We start from the raw sequence: 16,961 nt of genomic DNA, 5'->3' as shown, positions 1-16,961 counted from the left end.
TATCAAAGGTGATATCGGATTTGAACTCAATAATTCAGAGTTCCAGCACGCTCTCCTCTCACGAAGTCTTTACATGTAATGATGTACGGATAGTCGGGTATTTATCACCTTTTCGTTTACGTCTGGTAAAGGCTGATACAAGTTTCTAGTAATGTCGGATAATACTTGGTCGTAAACTTGCGATACCACAGTAGATATATCACTGGTTAATTCGTACATGCTATCTGCTGGTTGGGTCGCTTCAGTGCTTGATGCGATTTCGGTGAGTGCATGCATCGCACGTGTGCAAATGGGTGACCCACTGCTGATCGGGCAGATAATCGATAATTGGTTAAGTTTACGGTGTGTTTGAGATGCGTAGAATTTGAATCTCGCATACTCCTCAGGCTTCTCCATATCAGGTATGCACATGCGTAACTTGGTCAGGATTTCCATGCAGTCTAAGATTTGTTGCCAATTCATGTGATACTCACGGCTCATGTCTTCTCGTTCAGACTGAATCAGCCAGATGATCATCACTTCATCCATCAAGAACATGCTATGGCGAATTGTTTTGCCATGAATCGATTGGTTACGCACCAAGCTGCGGTTTTGCCAGTCGCTGTGCATGGCAATGAGCTTAAGGTGATAGATGCGATACATAGGGCGGCTATCAAACGACACGTGGGACTGAAGCAGTTCAGATACTTCAAGTATGTTGTCGTAAATCTCGTTCACTTTGCGAATCGAGTCGCTAGACAACTTATAAGCTAGAGCATAGTGCGTTGCCGCGCGATGTTTGCGTGATAACAACAATAATTCTCTAAGCAGAACTAAGGTTTCAAACCTGTGTGATAGCGCTGTTTGTCTCTTCCTTGAGAAATGAAACAGGGCCGCGAGTACTAATAGGGATAAACCCACTGAAATAACTACAAACATATTCAACTCCTAACATTTGTATACCTACTTAGTGGTAGTGCAGACACCATGCCAAAATAAATAAGTGTTATATTTCATTGAGTTATGATTTCCCTCAAATTATGGATGATCAATCATGGTGCATGACTTCACCATTCGAGTGAATGTTTCTCATATTTTGCAGGATTTTTTGAGAGGTTACGCTTTTCTAACGATAGGTTGGGGAGGTTTCGGTAAGTAGAGACACTTTGGCGATCCATTTCAGGCTCGTTTCAAGCTACGCAAATTAAAAAGGCCTCACTCTTACTGCTTTTACTCTAAAAGCAGTAAGAGTGAGGCCTTTCAATGTTCACGTCGCAGTGTAGTTGACTTAACGACTAAGTGTTTAGCATTGAGGGCTAAACGTTATGCAAGCTTAAGGTCGAACTCGTTGCGGTACATCACCATATCTTCAATGGTCAGTACTGGCATGTTGTGCAGTTTACCGAAAGCAACGATCTCTGGCGCTTTTGCCATTGTGCCGTCTGGGTTGGTTACTTCACACAGTACACCTGCCGATTGAAGACCTGCCATTTGCATCAGATCCACAGTACCTTCTGTGTGGCCGCGGCGAGCAAGTACACCACCTTTACGAGCACGCAGTGGGAATACGTGGCCAGGGCGAGCTAGATCTGAAGGCTTAGCCGTTGGGTTTGCCGCTGTCTTGATCGTTGTTACACGGTCAGCAGCAGAAACACCGGTCGTTACACCGACTTTCGCTTCGATAGTTACGGTAAACGCAGTTTGGTTTGCGCTGTTGTTATCAACAACCATAGGCGGAAGTTCAAGTTGGTTTGCTTGTTCGTCAGTTAGACACAAGCACACGATGCCGCTGCATTCACGGATCATTAACGCCATTTGAGCATTGGTTAGGTGTTCTACTGAGTAGATGATGTCGCCTTCGTTCTCACGATCTTCATCGTCAAGTAAAAGTACGCCACGACCTTCGCGTAGAGCTTGCAGTGCGTTTTCAACGCGAGTGATTGGTTCGCCAAATTCGGCAAGTAGTGAAGACTGATTCATGGTTAAACTCCTAAAATATCACCAGAATCAGGGCTGTATGAGGGATCTCAACGAGCACAACAAAGCCAACTCATTATAAGTCGGTTCATCATGGTTTTATCCAAAACGAAATGCACACGTCTGAGTTGGAGGCATGAACCCAATAAATAGGTACGCCTTTCCAACTTAAACGAGTGTCTTTCCATTCTCTCTCATCCGGACTATAACCGTCGGCTCTGGCATCTCACCAGATCTGCTGACCTCGACGAATCGAGCGCTCGCGGGCTTATCTTTAGGTTTTGCTAAGGACATACCGCCGGTGGGGAATTTCGCCCCGCCCTGAGAATAAAAATTAATAATCTGTTTTGCTTTGAAAGCAGACCAGATGTTAATCCTTTCAATAGTGGATTTAAAGGACTGACAGCAAAGTTTTTTAGATTCTGGCCTGAGTGTTCACTTTATCAGCAGAACACAATGCCGTTGTGTTTAGTCAGGGTCCTGCTGGTCTTTAGTTGGTTTTCCTGTCGGTAAGCGTATAAGTGGACGGTAAAGATTATTGATGATGAGGTGAGGGTTCACCGAATCAATACTCAGGCTCCGCACTAATCGAATATTGTTACATCATGACGGCGAACCGCTCGTTTTTACATAAAATTGATATTGGCGATGCTAAGCTACGATAGCATCCGACCACTTTATCCAAAAGATCTTAGCCATGACTTCTCTGTTCTCTAACAAATCCAAAGGCTTATTACTGCTCGTTTTAAGCTTGTATTCTCTCGTTCCCTTTTTGATCTTTGGATCTCACTTCGACCTTGGAAGCGCTGTATTGCCTTTCTATGGTGCTGTGATGACATTCGTGACTTATTCAGCGGGTAATCAAGGGTTCCTAATCACACTCGCGATTCTCTCTTTGTTGGTGCTGACATTAAAGTTCTCAAAAGCAAAGCTAGTGAGCCTTTGTTTGCAGCTTGGTATTTTATTGGTGTTAAGCTTTGCAGCAAAGACATTCCTTAAATCATCAACGGAGAGTCCACGCCCATATACTGAGTACTTAGTTACCCAAGAAGTGGTTGATATGCCGGAGCTGTTTTATGAACTGCCACTAGAAGAAAAGAACGTGGCCATTGAGTCAGTAGAAGATAAGGTCAGTGAATGGCGAACACGTCATTGGCTTGGCGAAACAGACTATTCATTCCCGTCTGGACACATGATTTTCGTGGGTGTTTGCTTAGCATTCTTTGGTGGGTTGTTCTTAGAAGCGAAGCGTTTTTACCTTGTAGGTGGCATGTTAGCTTGGGCTGGTGGTGTAGCGTATAGCCGCGTTTGGCTTGGTATGCATCGCCCTGAAGACTTAGCGGCATCTATCGCTTTTGCAGGCTTAATCTACCTATTAGTGCCACTGGTGCCAATGCAAAAAATAGAACCTTTGTTGCCTAAGTTTCTCAGAACGGATTAAACATTTAAGAAGAGCTTCGTTCTTAAAAGCAACTTAGTTCTTAATAGCAAGTTAGTTCCCCCAAAGCAATTTGGCTTTCGTTTAGCAAGCGGAATCTCTGGCTATTGATTGAGCCCGAGTTCTGCTTGTTTCTTTTTGGTTAGTCCCAAAGAGACGATTCGGTGAGACTCCGTCAGGTAGTATCTCAACTCGTCATCCCTTTCTGGTGTGCTCTCAAACAGCTGAATCCACTTCATTCCGCGTGAAGCAAAGTAGGGGGCAGGTTTATACCCTGGCTCTTCTTTGAGAAAATCGAAATTCCGATCAGATGCCTTGAAGATAAATGCAGGCTCGTCGTTTGGTCCCCAACCTCCAATCGCAAACACCTTGTCACCCACTTTCCAAACGTGAGAGTTATTCCACTGCATCACGTAGCTAGTGGCTGCTTGTGATTCACAGAATGCATTGAACTCGTCGTATGTCATAGAACGCCCTTTCATAGTTTGGTGGTGGATCTGTGTGTTTGTTGTTTTATGATGTTTCTGCTTCTAGCTAGCCAGCTAAGCCTTGCCAAATAGCAGTGAAGCCGCTGATAGAACATAGTAACAAAGAGCCGATACGTATCTTCTCTTTAGGAATGCTTTGTGTCGTCAATAACGCTACCTTGTAACCCAACCAAGCGGCAGGAAGTAGCGGGATTGTGATGATCAAATGGTGCATCGTGAAGAAGCCAATTGGGATCTGTACCAGTAATGAAATGATAGAACTAAACACAAAAAACGCAGATAGGTTACCACGAAGTTGATTGGCATCTTGGTGTTGAAGCAGGAGTGCCATTGGCGGCCCACCAATACCAGAGCTGGTACCAAAGAACCCTGAGAAGAATCCCGCGATACCCATTTTGGCAGGCGTCGGTTCTAACCTAAACGGCAGTAAGCTAACAATCACGGCGAATACAACCAATAAGCCTAACCACAGGGATAATACGCTTGTAGAAACCATCACTAGTAAAGCCCCGCCAGCCAGTGAACCCGGAATACGGCCTAACAGTGCGATTTTTAATCCGCCAATAGAGATGTTTGCTCGATGTTTAAACGCGTTGAATACAGAAATGAACAGACCAACAAGGCAGATAGGCGCGGGTACATAGTCAGGCGAGACCAAAAACAACAACGGGGCAGCCACAATAGCCAAGCCAAAGCCGATGGCGGTTTGTACAAACGAGCCGACAAAAATGAGTGCCATCGCGATAAGGGCGGTCTGATCTAGGTATTCCATAAGCCTGCGAATAAGTTCAAAAGGGGCGAATGGATACTATAAATTAAAATGGTAGAAATAGTCTTATTATTCAGTGAGCTTTATGCAAGTTTCGTTAGTTACGTATTCAGTTTTTGCGTCCAATAAAAAAGAGAGCGGATATCTCAGGAACTAGTCCATTCAATATCCACTCTCTCATTGGGTTGCTTATCTCTGTTACTGATTGGGGGAGTCAGTATTAAAAGTTAAGCCATTGCCAATTTGATGCGCTCAATTGGCTTGTCATTGATTGGTAAATGGATAAGTGCTGCTGCAAATGCCAATACCACCGTTGACCACCAAATTGGTTCGTAAGATCCGTAGTAATCGTAAATACGACCACCAACCCAAGCACCTAAGAAGCTACCTACTTGGTGAGTGAAGAACACCAAACCGTACAGAGTCGATAGGTAACGAGCTCCAAAGATCTGACGAACTAAACCAGAAGTGAGTGGAACTGTACCAAGCCAACAGAAGCCAATTGCAGCACCGAAGATCGTTGCGGTCGATTCCGTGACTGGCAGAGTGACAAACGCACCGATAACCACAGTTCGAACTAAGTAGAGTGCAGACATCACATGACGCTTGCTGAACTTGTCGCCCATCACACCCCAGAAGTAAGAACCGAAGATGTTGAAGATACCAACGTAAGCCAATGCCATTGCTGCGCTGCTCGCTGGTAAGTTTTTGTCAGCTAGATAACTTGGTAAATGCGTTGCAATGAACATCACGTGGAAGCCACACACGAAGAAGCCAGCGTGAATTAACCAGTAACCTTTGTGAGAGAAGGCTTCTGATAGTGCTTCTTTCAATGTTTGATTGTTTTCAACTTGCGTCTGTTTATTCGTTGCGACTTTTGGTGCTCGCATGAACAGTGCAAATGAGATCATCACGCAGCACAGCACGCCAAACACCTGCATCGCACTTTGCCAATCAAACTCGTTCAGCATGTATTGTGCGCCCGGGATTACCGCGAACATACCAAATGAACCGGCAGCTGTGGTTAAACCGAATGCTTTAGCGGCGTGTTCTGCAGGTACCACTTTCGCTACTGCACCTAATACAATCACATAGCTTGTTGCACTTAGTCCAAGGCCAACCAGTGCGCCTAATGAAACGTAAAGCATGCTTGATTCGGTCGAAATTGAGGTAAGAAGTAAACCCAAACCGTAAGCACATGCGCCTGCAATAATGATGCGTCTTGCTCCCCATTTGTCAGCGGCCATACCAACAAAAGGTTGGAACACACCAAACAATAGGTTTTGTAGAGCAATAGCGAAGCTGAAAAACTCTCGACCCGTGCCGAAATGCTCTGAAATTGGCATCATGAAAATGCCGAATGATTGTCTGATCCCTAGACTGATAATAAGTGTGCCGATCCCAAGCCATACCAGTAAAGGAAAACGGAAAATGCTCATTCTAATACTCTTAATTTAATGATGGTGATGTGAGTGGTCTTGCGCAGACATGTTTTGTTCAGTCATATGATGGTGATGCTCGTGTCCTGATTGCTGGTGGCAGCCACTACTCACGGCGTGCTGAGCCAAAAGATCAATCAGTGGCTGACTGTGATGCACAATAACCAAACTAATGACGAGGAATAACGTCATTCTGGCCAGTTGGGCAAAAAGAGATTGTGAAAACATAAGGTGTTTACATGCGCTCTATGTTGTAAGAAGTCGCGCATCATAATGATGGGTGGGATATGTATCAAATGACTATTTGTGATTTAGTCTATGCGTTTTATGCATAGACTTATACGTTGCCGGGCTGAGGGTAAAACGTGACAAAAATATGAGAAAACTCGGCACTCATTAAATCCGACGTAAAAGCCTGCAATTCAATATGGATACTTAGTATCGTGTCTGTAACTGTCTGCTTTAGTGAGCTTTTTCACAAAACTGTAAAAACTAATATACAAACTAGTCACCTAAGAAGATCGGCTGTTCGCTCGACTTATCTGTTAAACATCGTAAATTTGGGCCTAAATCGTTTCAACATGACTGAAACACGATGTAAAAAGATTCAGGGAGAGTCATTCACATGGATAAAGATCATAACTTTCGCGAAAACTTGCTCGCATTGATCTTAGGAAGCGCACTGGTTTCACTTGGCGTTATCTTTTTCAATCAAGTCGGTTTGCTCACCGGAGGAACCGCTGGTCTAGCGATCTTCATCACCAAAGTGACAGATCTAAGCTTTGGCCAAGTGTTCTTTGCACTTAACTTACCTTTCTATATTTTATCGGTCGCTCGTATGGGCTGGCGTTTCACTATTAACACCTTTATTGCCGTTTCGATAGTTTCGTTCGCAGTGGACCACTTATATCACGTGATTCAAATTGCGGAGATTCATGCACTGTATGCAGCATTACTTGGCGGCGGATTAATTGGTACTGGTATGTTGGTGATTTTCCGTCACAAGATGAGCTTGGGCGGCTTTAATATTCTGGCGCTGTTCTTACAAGAGCGTTTTGGGATTCGAGCAGGCAAGGTCCAGATGGCATTGGACTGTACTATTGTGGTGCTTTCACTGTTTATCGTTGATGCCCCACTAATACTCTTGTCTGTATTGGGTGCAGTAGTCACCAACCTGATTCTCGCGATGAATCATAAACCTGGGCGCTACCAACCGGTTGTAAAAGCGGAAGCGGCTTAGCGAACTTGAGTCTAAGCCTATATTACAAGCAATAGAAAACAACAAAGCCAGCATCAATAGCTGGCTTTGTTCTATGAAAATAGTCATTCAACACTTAGCAGTTGCCACAACCGGATTCCGGTTTGAGCTCGCAATCAATCACATTCCCTTGTTTGTCTAGCGACAAGTTGCAGCACTGTTCAAATAGATTCTTAAGATCGCCACGGCTTTTCTGAACACGAGATTTAATGGTCGAATAACTGACGTTTTGTTCTTCTGCTAGCGCTTTCTGGCTCTGACCCTTGATATCAACGGCAAGCAATAGCGAGGCACTCTGCTCAGGTAACGCTTGGATGAAGGGTTCAATGCATAAAGACAACTTCTGCTTGAACTCTTCATTGTGGTCTAAATCTGCAAACCACAAATCGTCCGCATCAATTTTACTATCACGTTGTTGGCGAGCGTGTTTACGATAGAAGTCGATAATTGTGTTGTTGGCTAATTGAAATAACCACGATTTAACACTGCTCGCATCTTGCACCTTGTGTAGGTTCTGAAAAGTCTTGATTAAGATCTCTTGCAGCAAATCATCTACATCGGCGGAATTACTTACTTTAGAGTGAAGGAATGCTTTTAATGTCTGCTGATATTCAGCCCAAACCTGCTCTAAGTCTAAAGATGTGCTATTTGCACTGTTCATTTACGCAACACTCGTCTTGTAAGAAACCAATAACCCCTTCTAGGCATTCATATTCTGCGACACAAAAGAGAGTTCTGCCTTCACGTCTTTGGCTTATGAGGCCTGCTGATGCAAGGCTTGATATGTGGTGAGATAAAGTAGAACCGGGGATACCGAGTTCTTCTTGTAGGCCGCCAACCGCAATGCCTTGGTAGCCAGCTTTAACGACACTTTTATAGATACTAAGGCGAATAGGGTGGCCCAGCTCTTTCAGTGCTTTTGCTACGACTTCTAAGTTCATATTAACTCCTCAAGATTTAATTTCGATAATAGTCGAAATGACTGTCGAATTCAAATACAAAAACAGTGAATACGTAAGTCATTGAAAATTTGTTGATTTGAAAATTAATTCGATTTTTGTCGAAATAAAGCTTGATCTGTAACTATTTATTTCTATAATTCGAGAATATTCGAAATTAAGGGTCGGGTACTTTCCTCATAGAGTTCGACCTTCAATCCTGTTTGGAGTTAATTATGAGCAATGAAATGTTAACAATGCTAAAAGACGCGCTTGATATGTTTGCTTTCTTAGCAGTAGAGCTAATCATCCTTTTCTTGGCAATTAGCTACATTGTTGGGATTCTGCAAGAGTTCCTTACGCCTGAGAAGATTCAATCTATCTTGAGCTCACGCAACGGTAAGGGCTATGTGATTGCCGCACTATTAGGTGCGATTACACCTTTCTGTTCATGTTCGACGATTCCTTTCCTAAAAGGTTTACTGCGTGCACGAGCGGGTTTTGGTCCAATGATGGTGTTCCTATTTGGTAGTCCACTATTGAACCCAGTGATCATTGGTTTGTTTGTGATTACCTTCGGCTGGCAAGTTGCAGCGTTCTACTTCTTAGTGGCAATGACGGTATCAGTAGTTGCAGGTTACACATTGGAAAAACTAGGCTTTGAGCGTTACGTTAAACCTGAAGCGTATGAATCAACGGGCTCTTCTTCAAGCTGTGGTACTAGCTGTGGAGACTCTGCTCCTAAGAAAGCAGCACCAGCAAAAGCGGAATCTTCTTGTGGTACAAGCGCATGTGGTGAACCTGCACCAGTAATGGCAAAAGAAAGTGCATGCTGTGGTACTAAGAAAGAAGAGCCGAAAGTAGAAGTATCATGCTGCTCAGCTGATGGCACAGCGACGGCAACAGTCGTTGAGAAGAAAGAGCCTAGCCGCTGGATGAGAATCTGGTTCTCGACTTGGAAAGACTTCAAACAAGTTTTCCCTTACTTGATGATGGGTATCGCAATTGGTTCATTCATCTATGGCTTCATTCCAACTGACTTGATTGCTGAATATGCAGGTGAAGGCAAGTGGTACGCGATTCCAATCGCAGCGGTAATTGGTATTCCACTGTACATCCGTGCTGAAGCTGTGATTCCACTGAGTGCAGCCCTAGTGCAAAAAGGTATGGCCTTGGGTTCAGTAATGGCATTGATCATTGGTAGTGCGGGCGCAAGTTTGACGGAAGTGATTTTGCTTAAGTCTATCTTCAAAAATCAGATGATTGCGGCTTTCCTATTCGTAATACTAAGTATGGCGATTGGTGCAGGTTACCTATACACCTTCATCTTTGGTTAATCTTAGATAACACCATCGATACGAAAATATAGCTAATAAAAAAGAGCTCACCTTGTTGAGCTCTTTTTGTTTTTAAAGGAAAGTAGCAGCGAAATATCACACAGGGTTTGGCAGTGCAGAAGAGGTGCCTTGAGTCGCGAAAGCATTGGTTGCCAACACATCGCAGTGGTGACGATTAATTGCATCGCCATAGTTGTTGGTGATACCGGGAAATTGAAAACGATACATTGGAATACCAAAGCGACGCTCTCTCTGCTGCCCGATTCGGTCTTTGCTTGTCCAAAGCAGTCGATTCTTGGCAGTGTAAGTCATGCCGTGCATTTTATTGAAGTATTCTTCGTGGCTACGCATCTGTTCGTACAACTCAATAATACGCTGTCTAGAAAAGTTCAGTGTTGAGCTGCCTTTAAGCTTGGTTCCCCATCCTGTTAATACCTTTTCCATAAAGTCTCGTGTGACGAGGCCAGGGCCTGTGAGTAACCCTGCACCTTTGCTTCCGCCAGAAGTATTGGCATTACCAACTAAGGTACCGTGTCGACCTGGCATATAGGTTGTGTAATATTGGGTTGAGCGAGATAGGCGGGGCATTCTTGCTTTGAACGCTAGAGAACGTTCGTCTTCCGCAAATACGCAAACGATCTGTTTTACGTTTTTACCAAGTGACTTGTAATCCTTGAACGCGTTCATTCCACCTGGCACAGGATCGCAAGCAAAAATGTTGACTGGGATATGGCTAAGTTCCGGGTCTTTGAGCATACGGTTTGCCAATTCAAAGCAACTGACACCACCCCGACTCCATCCAACAATGTTCACTTGGCTGATCGGTTTACTCTGGCGCTCGATCGCTATGTTTTGTTGACGAGCGGCAATACCGTGTTTTAGATCTGCGGCTAACTCTTTTGAATCTTTGAGCCAATCTTGATATTTGCGGTTGGTTACAAAAGGCCAAGCAGATTTCTCTGGACGGGATTCACTGAGCAACCCCTTAGCTCGTTTGAGGTAATCATTCTTGTCTTGTTGGTTACCGCGTATGATGTTCAATACATGGCGCATGTTGCTATCGATACCTTTGCCTTGCAGAGTCCCTCTGATCGCAGAGTATGTATCGTCCTTGCCTTGCTTTAACCATTCGTTTTGGTTTCCGCTGCCAACGCCGTCTACCTGGATATAGTCAATCATGTCTCGCCCTGTAGTATTCTTCGCCAATGTTGATATCAGCTCGCCAGACACATAGTTTTTATGGTTATTATCTTCTGAGTTGGATCCTGTTCCACAGAAGAATACGGTTAATATGCTCATCCTTTGCCTTTAACACCAATAATTAGAGATTAGAATCAGTATAGATGTTATATGAGAAATTTATAAGATTTAATGAGTTAGAGAAGCGTAGTTCCGAAAGTTGATGTAATTAGCCTGGGAAATATATCACTATTCAATTCTAGCGTACTTTTTATCTATAACTTTAAAGTCATCACTGATGGTTATGTTTTTGTATTGTCAATGTAATGATGTCGATATTTTATACCGTAAGTTAATAATTGGATTGTTTTTACATTGATATCTAGTATTTGTATAAGGTCGATCAATCCAATAGCATTCATTAATATTCAGAATGTTACGTTTATTTGACGGTGGAAGTGTCAAAATTATGGAGTTAATGAATGAGAGATAAATTAAAAATTTACTGTCTTGGTGCCCCAATCGTTGATACGGAAGACCGATTTGATATTGAACAAGTAAGTGATATTGACCAACTACCAGAGTTGTTAGGTGGTGTAGTTGTTATAAATACAGAAGCCAGTGTACAAGATGATGCATTAAGTCAACTTCATCGTTGCAGAAAGTTTTGGTCTTGGAAGATCTATGTCTTTGAAACTAGCGAATTATCAGCTTGTTTATCTGATGGATTTTTAAATCAAGAGACTATTGAAGAAGAATTGCTCCAACATAATAGAACGTTGAACAGTGTTTCTGAATCGATGGACGCTTTAGACCCTTTAATTGGGTGGTTAGGGTTAGAGCAACATCGACGACTGGTCCCTCATCGGTCCCTTGCTCTGAAATCGATATATTCATACCCTTTAGTCGACTTATATTATCCAGAGTTAAGTTCTACATATCGTTTTGTTTTGTCAGAGACCAAGCGTGATACGTTTGAATATGATGAGTTGATCAACCGAGTCCGTGTATGTTCTGACTGTGCTAGCGCTCACTTGAATTACATCGAAGTGTGCCCTTCATGTAAAGACATTGATATTACCGAGCGTGTCTCACTACATTGTTTCACCTGTGGTCATGTAGCCGAGCAAGGGCAATTTAAACGTAACCATAAACTGGAATGTCCTAAATGTTTAACTCAACTTCGTCATATCGGTGTGGATTATGATCGCCCGTTGGAGACTCATTCATGTAACGTCTGTTCTCATTCCTTTTCTGAAGCAGAGACTCTGGCTGTTTGTTTTAGTTGTGACGCCAAAAATGATGTTGCTCAGTTGGTTGTCAGAAAAATCTATTCATTAAAATTAGGTGTGCAGGGCGAGTATATATTCCGTCACGGAGTGAAATTATCTGCACCGGAACTTACGTTGCGCGGCAAAGTAGACAGTGGGTATTTTTCAAATCTCCTTGATTGGGTAAATCGTATCGCTATCCGTCATCAAGAAGAGCACCTTCTCCTAGGGCTACACCTCCCTGATTTAGCTCAATATGTATCTAAGAATGGTGATGCAAAAATGTTTGCATTGATCGAGCAAATTACTGAACGCCTTAACGGTTTGTTTCGAGACTCAGATATTTGTTGTCAGTACAAAAGTGATGTTCTTTTCGTATTTATGCCCAAAGCTAAGATGGAACACATCAATGTTTTGCGTGAAAAAATAGAAGCCCTTTGTCTACTTATTGAAGACGATGATTTCACATTGAATGTGTTCGCTTGGAGTCTTCCTGACCCTATGGTTAAAGAGGACGTAGGGGTATGGTTAGAGAGTAAGGTCGGCGAGATTTATGCTGTCGAATAGTCTCAATCTTCAACAATATTTTTGGGGGATGTTACTCGAAAATAAAGAAGCTATGGCTCATGTTGTTCCCCATGATGGTTATTATTGAACTGCCACTTTTTTTACTCGTGTTAACAGGCGTATTTCGTTGGTCTTATTCAGAGATTGATATTGAGATAACAGAATACCCGAGCATATCTTTCGTTATTACTTGTTATGGCGAAGGGGATGCAATTGGAATTACGATAGACACACTAGTTGAGCAACTGTATCCCGGAAAGATTGAAGTGTTAGCGGTAGTTGATGGTGCAGCTCAGAATGAAGATACTTATCAAGCTGCGATTCGAGGTGAGCTGAGACATCAATCAGTAAAAAATCGCAATGTTCGAGTTATACCCAAGTGGCAAAGAGGAGGAAGAGTATCAACGTTGAATGCTGGTTTAGATAATGCCACCGGCGATTTTATTATAAATGTTGATGGCGATACTTCTTTTGATAACGATATGGCACTGCAAATGATGAAGCAATTTACTGACAAGAATGTGATTGCTTCGGGTGGCGCGTTGCGTGTGAGAAATTGGCAGGACAACTTACTTACTCGTATGCAATCTTTAGAGTATATGTTGTCTATGCAAGCAGGGAAAACAGGCCTCTCAAATTGGGGAGTGCTAAATAATATTTCTGGAGCCTTTGGTGCATTTAGAAAAAATGTATTAAAACAAGTTGGAGGTTGGGATACGCATACGGCTGAAGACCTCGATTTAACGATGAGGCTTAAGCAATATAAGAAACGCTACCCAAATAATAGATTGGCTTTTGCACCAAGAGCTGTCGGTCATACTGATGTTCCTCATACCTTGAAAGGATTGGTACAGCAAAGGCTTAGGTGGGACGGAGATTTATTGTTTCTGTTTTTGAGGAAACACAATGAAGGACTAACTCCCCGTTTATTGGGTTGGGGGAACTTCATCTTCACTCTCGTTTATGGTGTCTTGCAAAATGTATTGCTGCCGATTCTAGTATCAGTATTCATGTTCTATATATTTTGGGTCTACTCAATTGATTTTGTTACTGCATTGATGATTCTAATTTACTGCGTGTATTTGTTTACCGTAATTCTATTTTTTACTGTTTACATTGGTTTAGTTTCTGAAAGGGAGAAAGAGGATCTAAGAATGGCTAAATGGCTACCCCTGTATCCTTTTTATCAGTTTTTTATGCGCTTGATTACTGCGTTCTCCATGATTAATGAATTATTTAGAAGAAGTCACGAAGAGTCGAGTATGGCTCCTTGGTGGGTATTGAAAAAAGGCAAAAGGTTTTAGCAATGAAAGTAAAGTTTCATCTGGATAAAAAAAACAAGCCTCAATCGGATGACGGTGTAAAGGTTGCTTACGGACAAGCCAAAAGAGGGGGCTATCGCTTTCGTTGGTATTTGATATTGAGCTTGGTAATAAGTCCGCTTTTATTCGTGGCTTATTTTTTCTTGAAGACAAACTTTCTCGTGATTGCTCCGGCTATTGTTACATCATATCCAGTTACTCTAACTGCTAAGGTTGCAGGCATTGTTGGGCCGATTCCGATAGAAGACGGAACTCAAGTGGATCGAGCACAGACTGCAATTCAATTGACGAATTTGGAAATTGAAGCACAGATTGAGTTTATACATGCGGAACTTTTGGGACTAAATGATGATTTACCAAGCGAAATGGAAGCATTGCACTTGAATGGTATGGCAGAAACACGTCGGAATCTAATTAAAGTACAGCAGATTCAGAAACGCTATGAAGAATATCGTAAAAAAGGTCAAGTATCTGATGTTGACTATGCGAGCATTGTAGGGATGGGTAATTCGCTAAATAATCAACTGAACCAACAAAAGCTTGATTATCACAATGCTAAATTGGCCGAAAAGGAGCGAAAGTTGGCAGGGCCTGTAAGTATGGCTAGACGATCATTAATGAAAGACCTTGCGCTCAAGCGTGTTGAAGAGCAAGAGCTTTCAATAAAGTCGCCATATGCAGGACGTGTTGTTGATATACATGTTGTCGAGGGGCAGCGTGTTTTTGAAGGCGATGAGCTTGTGACAATAGCCCAAAATAACGTTCCTCATATCGTGGCTTACTTAGACCCTAAATATTTAGAAGACGCGGTAAAAGGAGCAAATGTGTTGGTAAAGTTTCCTAACGGTAGCTCTTTTGAGGCTGAAGTGTCCGATTCGGTGGAAGTTGTTAGTAAATTACCAAGCCAGTTAGTAAGCCCGTTTGAAGGTCAGCCTGCGTATTTGAAAGTTGTATTGGACTTTATTACAGCACCGCCAGAAGAGTATTGGGTTGAAGGGATGACTGTTGAAGCTCGTTTTTAGTCACGACAGTAACTAGTTTGAATAGTAAAATGGAGCTATGAACGCTCCATTTTTTTAGCATTCCTGTGGTTTAGAAACCGCGAATATCAAGCTCATTGTTGATCAACACGACGCACTGAGAAGCGAACAGCATGTTTGGACCTAAACTGATTTTCTCTGTACCCAGACGCTTTAAGCTGTTGTAGCTTTTCTTCGGCATAGGGATGTGGTCAGTGAGAAGGAAACATGGGTTTTCAGCAATCTCTGCATCACGGATAAAGTCACCTTTCTTATCCATCATGTACAGCTGGTGGTCTTCAGCTAGCTCTTTAACCAGCTTTTCAAAACTCATAGTACGAACAGTGATGCCCGGCTCAACCTGACGCGTCTGTTCTTTAGTCATACCTTGAGAAGCGTCAACCGCTCTTACTACCGCTGATAACAATGCAGACTCGTGGAAGCCACCAATGTTGGTGATCTCGTTTGAATCGAATGTAATCGTACGTGAAAAGTCTTTAGTACTTTCTAATACAAGGTGCACGGTGACATTCTCACGGTGAGATTGAGCAACGAAGATCGTGTTCATCAGAGTATGAGCCAGAATCTCAGTATGAGCATCTTGCCCAACACCTTCTAAGATAAGCTTGCTCTCTGTAGGGGCTGCGCGAGCGCGTAATACGAATGAACGCATGGAATGTACCTTGTCAGTATGTGATAAAGCGAAACGGCCTTATCAACATGAATTGATGAATAACCAAAATTGTGGCGGTATGTAACTCTTTTCTATTAATGAAGTCAAATAGAGTTGCGTATAGTGACAACAAGAAGAACTCTGCTTATTAAATAGATAACGACCACATTACAAGATGGTTAAGGTTGAAGCGACCCAATGTTAACGTAGATAGTATGTGCAAATTATTAGGTAGCTTGCAAAAGGAAGTAGTCAATGAAGTTACAGAAGATCAATAAAGAAGAATATAGAAAGAAGATGAACCTGTTATTGGTTTCATTGGTTGGTTCACTCGCCGTGTTCGCCATTGTATTCGGAACCATACTGATTGAACTATTCGGTTCAGGACAATCAATCGCGGGTGAATCGACAGGTAATTTCCACTTGAACGTATTAGGTGTGATCTTATCTGTTGCATTGAATGCATTTATCGCGAATCGTGTGAAAGGGCATGATTACTTCAAAGAAGCGCTTTATGTATGGAACCTTAAACAAATCCATAATCAAATCTATCGTAAGCTCAAGCGTATTCAACCCAAAGCTGAACAAGGCGACCGAGACGCACTGACCATACTTTACTTCTATTACACCACGCAAAAACAGGTATACGACCTAGACAACAACACATTGACGATAAAAACAGTTCAGCAATCGCTAGATAAGATCTTAGAATTGAGCGAGAGATGGAGTATTGAACTAGATATAGAGGCTTTTTCGAAAGATCTAATCGCAAAGTTTTAAGTAATATGCCCATTATTGTATGAGCTTTGAGCGACGAAAGAGCCTTTTGACGCAAAAGTAGCCACTTAAGAAGGTTTTTTGAATTTTTATCAAAAAAGGGGTTGCCATGTTTTCGATGATCTCTATAATGCCGCCTCACTGACACGGCAGACGCCACAAGGCTTGAGCAGTAATCAGTAAGACGGAAAGTTCGAAAGAAATTAATTTTAAAAAGTGTTTGACACTTAAGATTAAATCGCTAGAATTCACGTCCGCTTTCAAAGGTTTCTTTGTAAAAAGAAAGTTTTGAGAAGCAAAGCTCTTTAACAATTTAAACCTATCAATCTGTGTGGGCACTCGTTGATGAATATCACCAAGTTTGTTTTCGCTTTTTAAAAGCAAAGGCAAATGTGAAACTTAGGTTTCAACTTGATTTCAATGAACTGAGTGACCAATTCGAATCGTAAGATTCGGCACAGTCAATTCAACATTACTATGTAATGTAATCAGTATTCATTGAGTCACAAAATCTTAAATTGAAGAGTTTG

General features: G+C 42.3%; 16 protein-coding genes, 1 pseudogene and 1 riboswitch. Of the genes and pseudogenes, 8 read left to right on the top strand and 9 right to left on the bottom strand.

Features of this window, described 5'->3' with window-relative positions; all coding sequences use genetic code 11:
* Window positions 1–69: 69 nt before the first annotated feature.
* Window positions 70–918: a hypothetical protein gene (locus OH460_RS23725; protein ID WP_102398155.1), complete on the bottom strand. Its 849-nt coding sequence runs from the start codon at window positions 916–918 to the stop codon at window positions 70–72.
* A 384-nt stretch (window positions 919–1,302) separates the two neighbouring features.
* A complete protein-coding gene (ribB, locus tag OH460_RS23720; protein WP_061033831.1) occupies window positions 1,303–1,959 on the bottom strand; it encodes a 3,4-dihydroxy-2-butanone-4-phosphate synthase in 657 nt (218 codons plus the stop codon).
* 179 nt (window positions 1,960–2,138) lie between these two features.
* Window positions 2,139–2,289: riboswitch (FMN riboswitch) on the bottom strand.
* A 364-nt stretch (window positions 2,290–2,653) separates the two neighbouring features.
* Between ribB and OH460_RS23715 the strand changes: the two genes are divergently transcribed.
* On the top strand, window positions 2,654–3,397 hold the full coding sequence (locus OH460_RS23715) for a phosphatase PAP2 family protein (protein ID WP_269999752.1): 744 nt from the start codon (window positions 2,654–2,656) through the stop codon (window positions 3,395–3,397).
* A 101-nt stretch (window positions 3,398–3,498) separates the two neighbouring features.
* Here the strand turns inward: OH460_RS23715 and OH460_RS23710 are convergent, their stop codons facing one another.
* From OH460_RS23710 to OH460_RS23700, 3 genes are all read right to left on the bottom strand, one after another.
* A complete protein-coding gene (locus tag OH460_RS23710) occupies window positions 3,499–3,861 on the bottom strand; it encodes an MmcQ/YjbR family DNA-binding protein (RefSeq protein WP_008216552.1) in 363 nt (120 codons plus the stop codon).
* Window positions 3,862–3,928: 67 nt separating this feature from the next.
* Window positions 3,929–4,654 (bottom strand): sulfite exporter TauE/SafE family protein, encoded by a 726-nt coding sequence (locus tag OH460_RS23705; protein WP_165905208.1) that lies wholly within the window; start codon window positions 4,652–4,654, stop codon window positions 3,929–3,931.
* Window positions 4,655–4,878: 224 nt separating this feature from the next.
* Window positions 4,879–6,090: an MFS transporter gene (locus tag OH460_RS23700; protein WP_269999751.1), complete on the bottom strand. Its 1,212-nt coding sequence runs from the start codon at window positions 6,088–6,090 to the stop codon at window positions 4,879–4,881.
* Window positions 6,091–6,119: 29 nt separating this feature from the next.
* Here OH460_RS23700 and OH460_RS27470 point away from each other — a divergent pair, with 29 nt between their 5' ends.
* Window positions 6,120–6,254, top strand: a complete 135-nt coding sequence (locus OH460_RS27470) for a hypothetical protein (protein ID WP_008216545.1) — start codon at window positions 6,120–6,122, stop codon at window positions 6,252–6,254.
* Between the two features lie 461 nt (window positions 6,255–6,715).
* Window positions 6,716–7,330 carry a YitT family protein gene (locus OH460_RS23690; protein WP_102424879.1) on the top strand — a complete coding sequence of 205 codons (615 nt, stop codon included), beginning with the start codon at window positions 6,716–6,718 and terminating at the stop codon, window positions 7,328–7,330.
* 94 nt (window positions 7,331–7,424) lie between these two features.
* Here OH460_RS23690 and sigZ read toward each other — a convergent pair whose 3' ends face one another.
* Window positions 7,425–8,009, bottom strand: coding sequence for an RNA polymerase sigma factor SigZ (sigZ, locus tag OH460_RS23685; protein ID WP_171731405.1), 585 nt, complete (start codon window positions 8,007–8,009; stop codon window positions 7,425–7,427).
* Window positions 7,993–8,289 carry an ArsR/SmtB family transcription factor gene (locus tag OH460_RS23680; protein ID WP_004741113.1) on the bottom strand — a complete coding sequence of 99 codons (297 nt, stop codon included), beginning with the start codon at window positions 8,287–8,289 and terminating at the stop codon, window positions 7,993–7,995. Before OH460_RS23680 ends, sigZ begins: the two co-directional genes overlap by 17 nt.
* 233 nt (window positions 8,290–8,522) lie before the next feature.
* Between OH460_RS23680 and OH460_RS23675 the strand changes: the two genes are divergently transcribed.
* The gene (locus tag OH460_RS23675) at window positions 8,523–9,623 is read left to right on the top strand and encodes a permease (protein WP_269999750.1); all 1,101 of its coding nucleotides are present in this window, start codon (window positions 8,523–8,525) and stop codon (window positions 9,621–9,623) included.
* Window positions 9,624–9,719: 96 nt separating this feature from the next.
* Here the strand turns inward: OH460_RS23675 and OH460_RS23670 are convergent, their stop codons facing one another.
* Window positions 9,720–10,922 (bottom strand): hypothetical protein, encoded by a 1,203-nt coding sequence (locus OH460_RS23670; RefSeq protein WP_269999749.1) that lies wholly within the window; start codon window positions 10,920–10,922, stop codon window positions 9,720–9,722.
* Between the two features lie 362 nt (window positions 10,923–11,284).
* On the opposite strand from OH460_RS23670, the gene OH460_RS23665 reads away from it, so the two are divergent.
* From OH460_RS23665 to OH460_RS23655, 3 genes and pseudogenes are all read left to right on the top strand, one after another.
* Complete coding sequence (locus tag OH460_RS23665) at window positions 11,285–12,640, top strand: diguanylate cyclase (protein ID WP_269999748.1); 1,356 nt, start codon at window positions 11,285–11,287, stop codon at window positions 12,638–12,640.
* Window positions 12,627–13,944 (top strand): annotated as a pseudogene (locus OH460_RS23660) (glycosyltransferase family 2 protein). Before OH460_RS23665 ends, OH460_RS23660 begins: the two are co-directional and overlap by 14 nt.
* The gene (locus tag OH460_RS23655; RefSeq protein WP_269999746.1) at window positions 13,911–14,984 is read left to right on the top strand and encodes an HlyD family secretion protein; all 1,074 of its coding nucleotides are present in this window, start codon (window positions 13,911–13,913) and stop codon (window positions 14,982–14,984) included. Before OH460_RS23660 ends, OH460_RS23655 begins: the two are co-directional and overlap by 34 nt.
* A gap of 70 nt (window positions 14,985–15,054) precedes the next feature.
* On the opposite strand, the gene trmY is transcribed toward OH460_RS23655, so the two are convergent.
* Window positions 15,055–15,654 carry a tRNA (pseudouridine(54)-N(1))-methyltransferase TrmY gene (gene trmY / locus OH460_RS23650; protein ID WP_004733046.1) on the bottom strand — a complete coding sequence of 200 codons (600 nt, stop codon included), beginning with the start codon at window positions 15,652–15,654 and terminating at the stop codon, window positions 15,055–15,057.
* A 255-nt stretch (window positions 15,655–15,909) separates the two neighbouring features.
* Here trmY and OH460_RS23645 point away from each other — a divergent pair, with 255 nt between their 5' ends.
* A complete protein-coding gene (locus tag OH460_RS23645) occupies window positions 15,910–16,434 on the top strand; it encodes a DUF3087 family protein (protein ID WP_269999745.1) in 525 nt (174 codons plus the stop codon).
* Window positions 16,435–16,961 lie beyond the last annotated feature (527 nt).

This window comes from Vibrio sp. Makdt (genome assembly GCF_027587015.1).
GTDB classification, from domain to species: domain Bacteria; phylum Pseudomonadota; class Gammaproteobacteria; order Enterobacterales; family Vibrionaceae; genus Vibrio; species Vibrio chagasii_B.
Note: the sequence above shows the minus strand (reverse complement) of the source record. Positions and strands in the feature narration are given on the sequence as shown.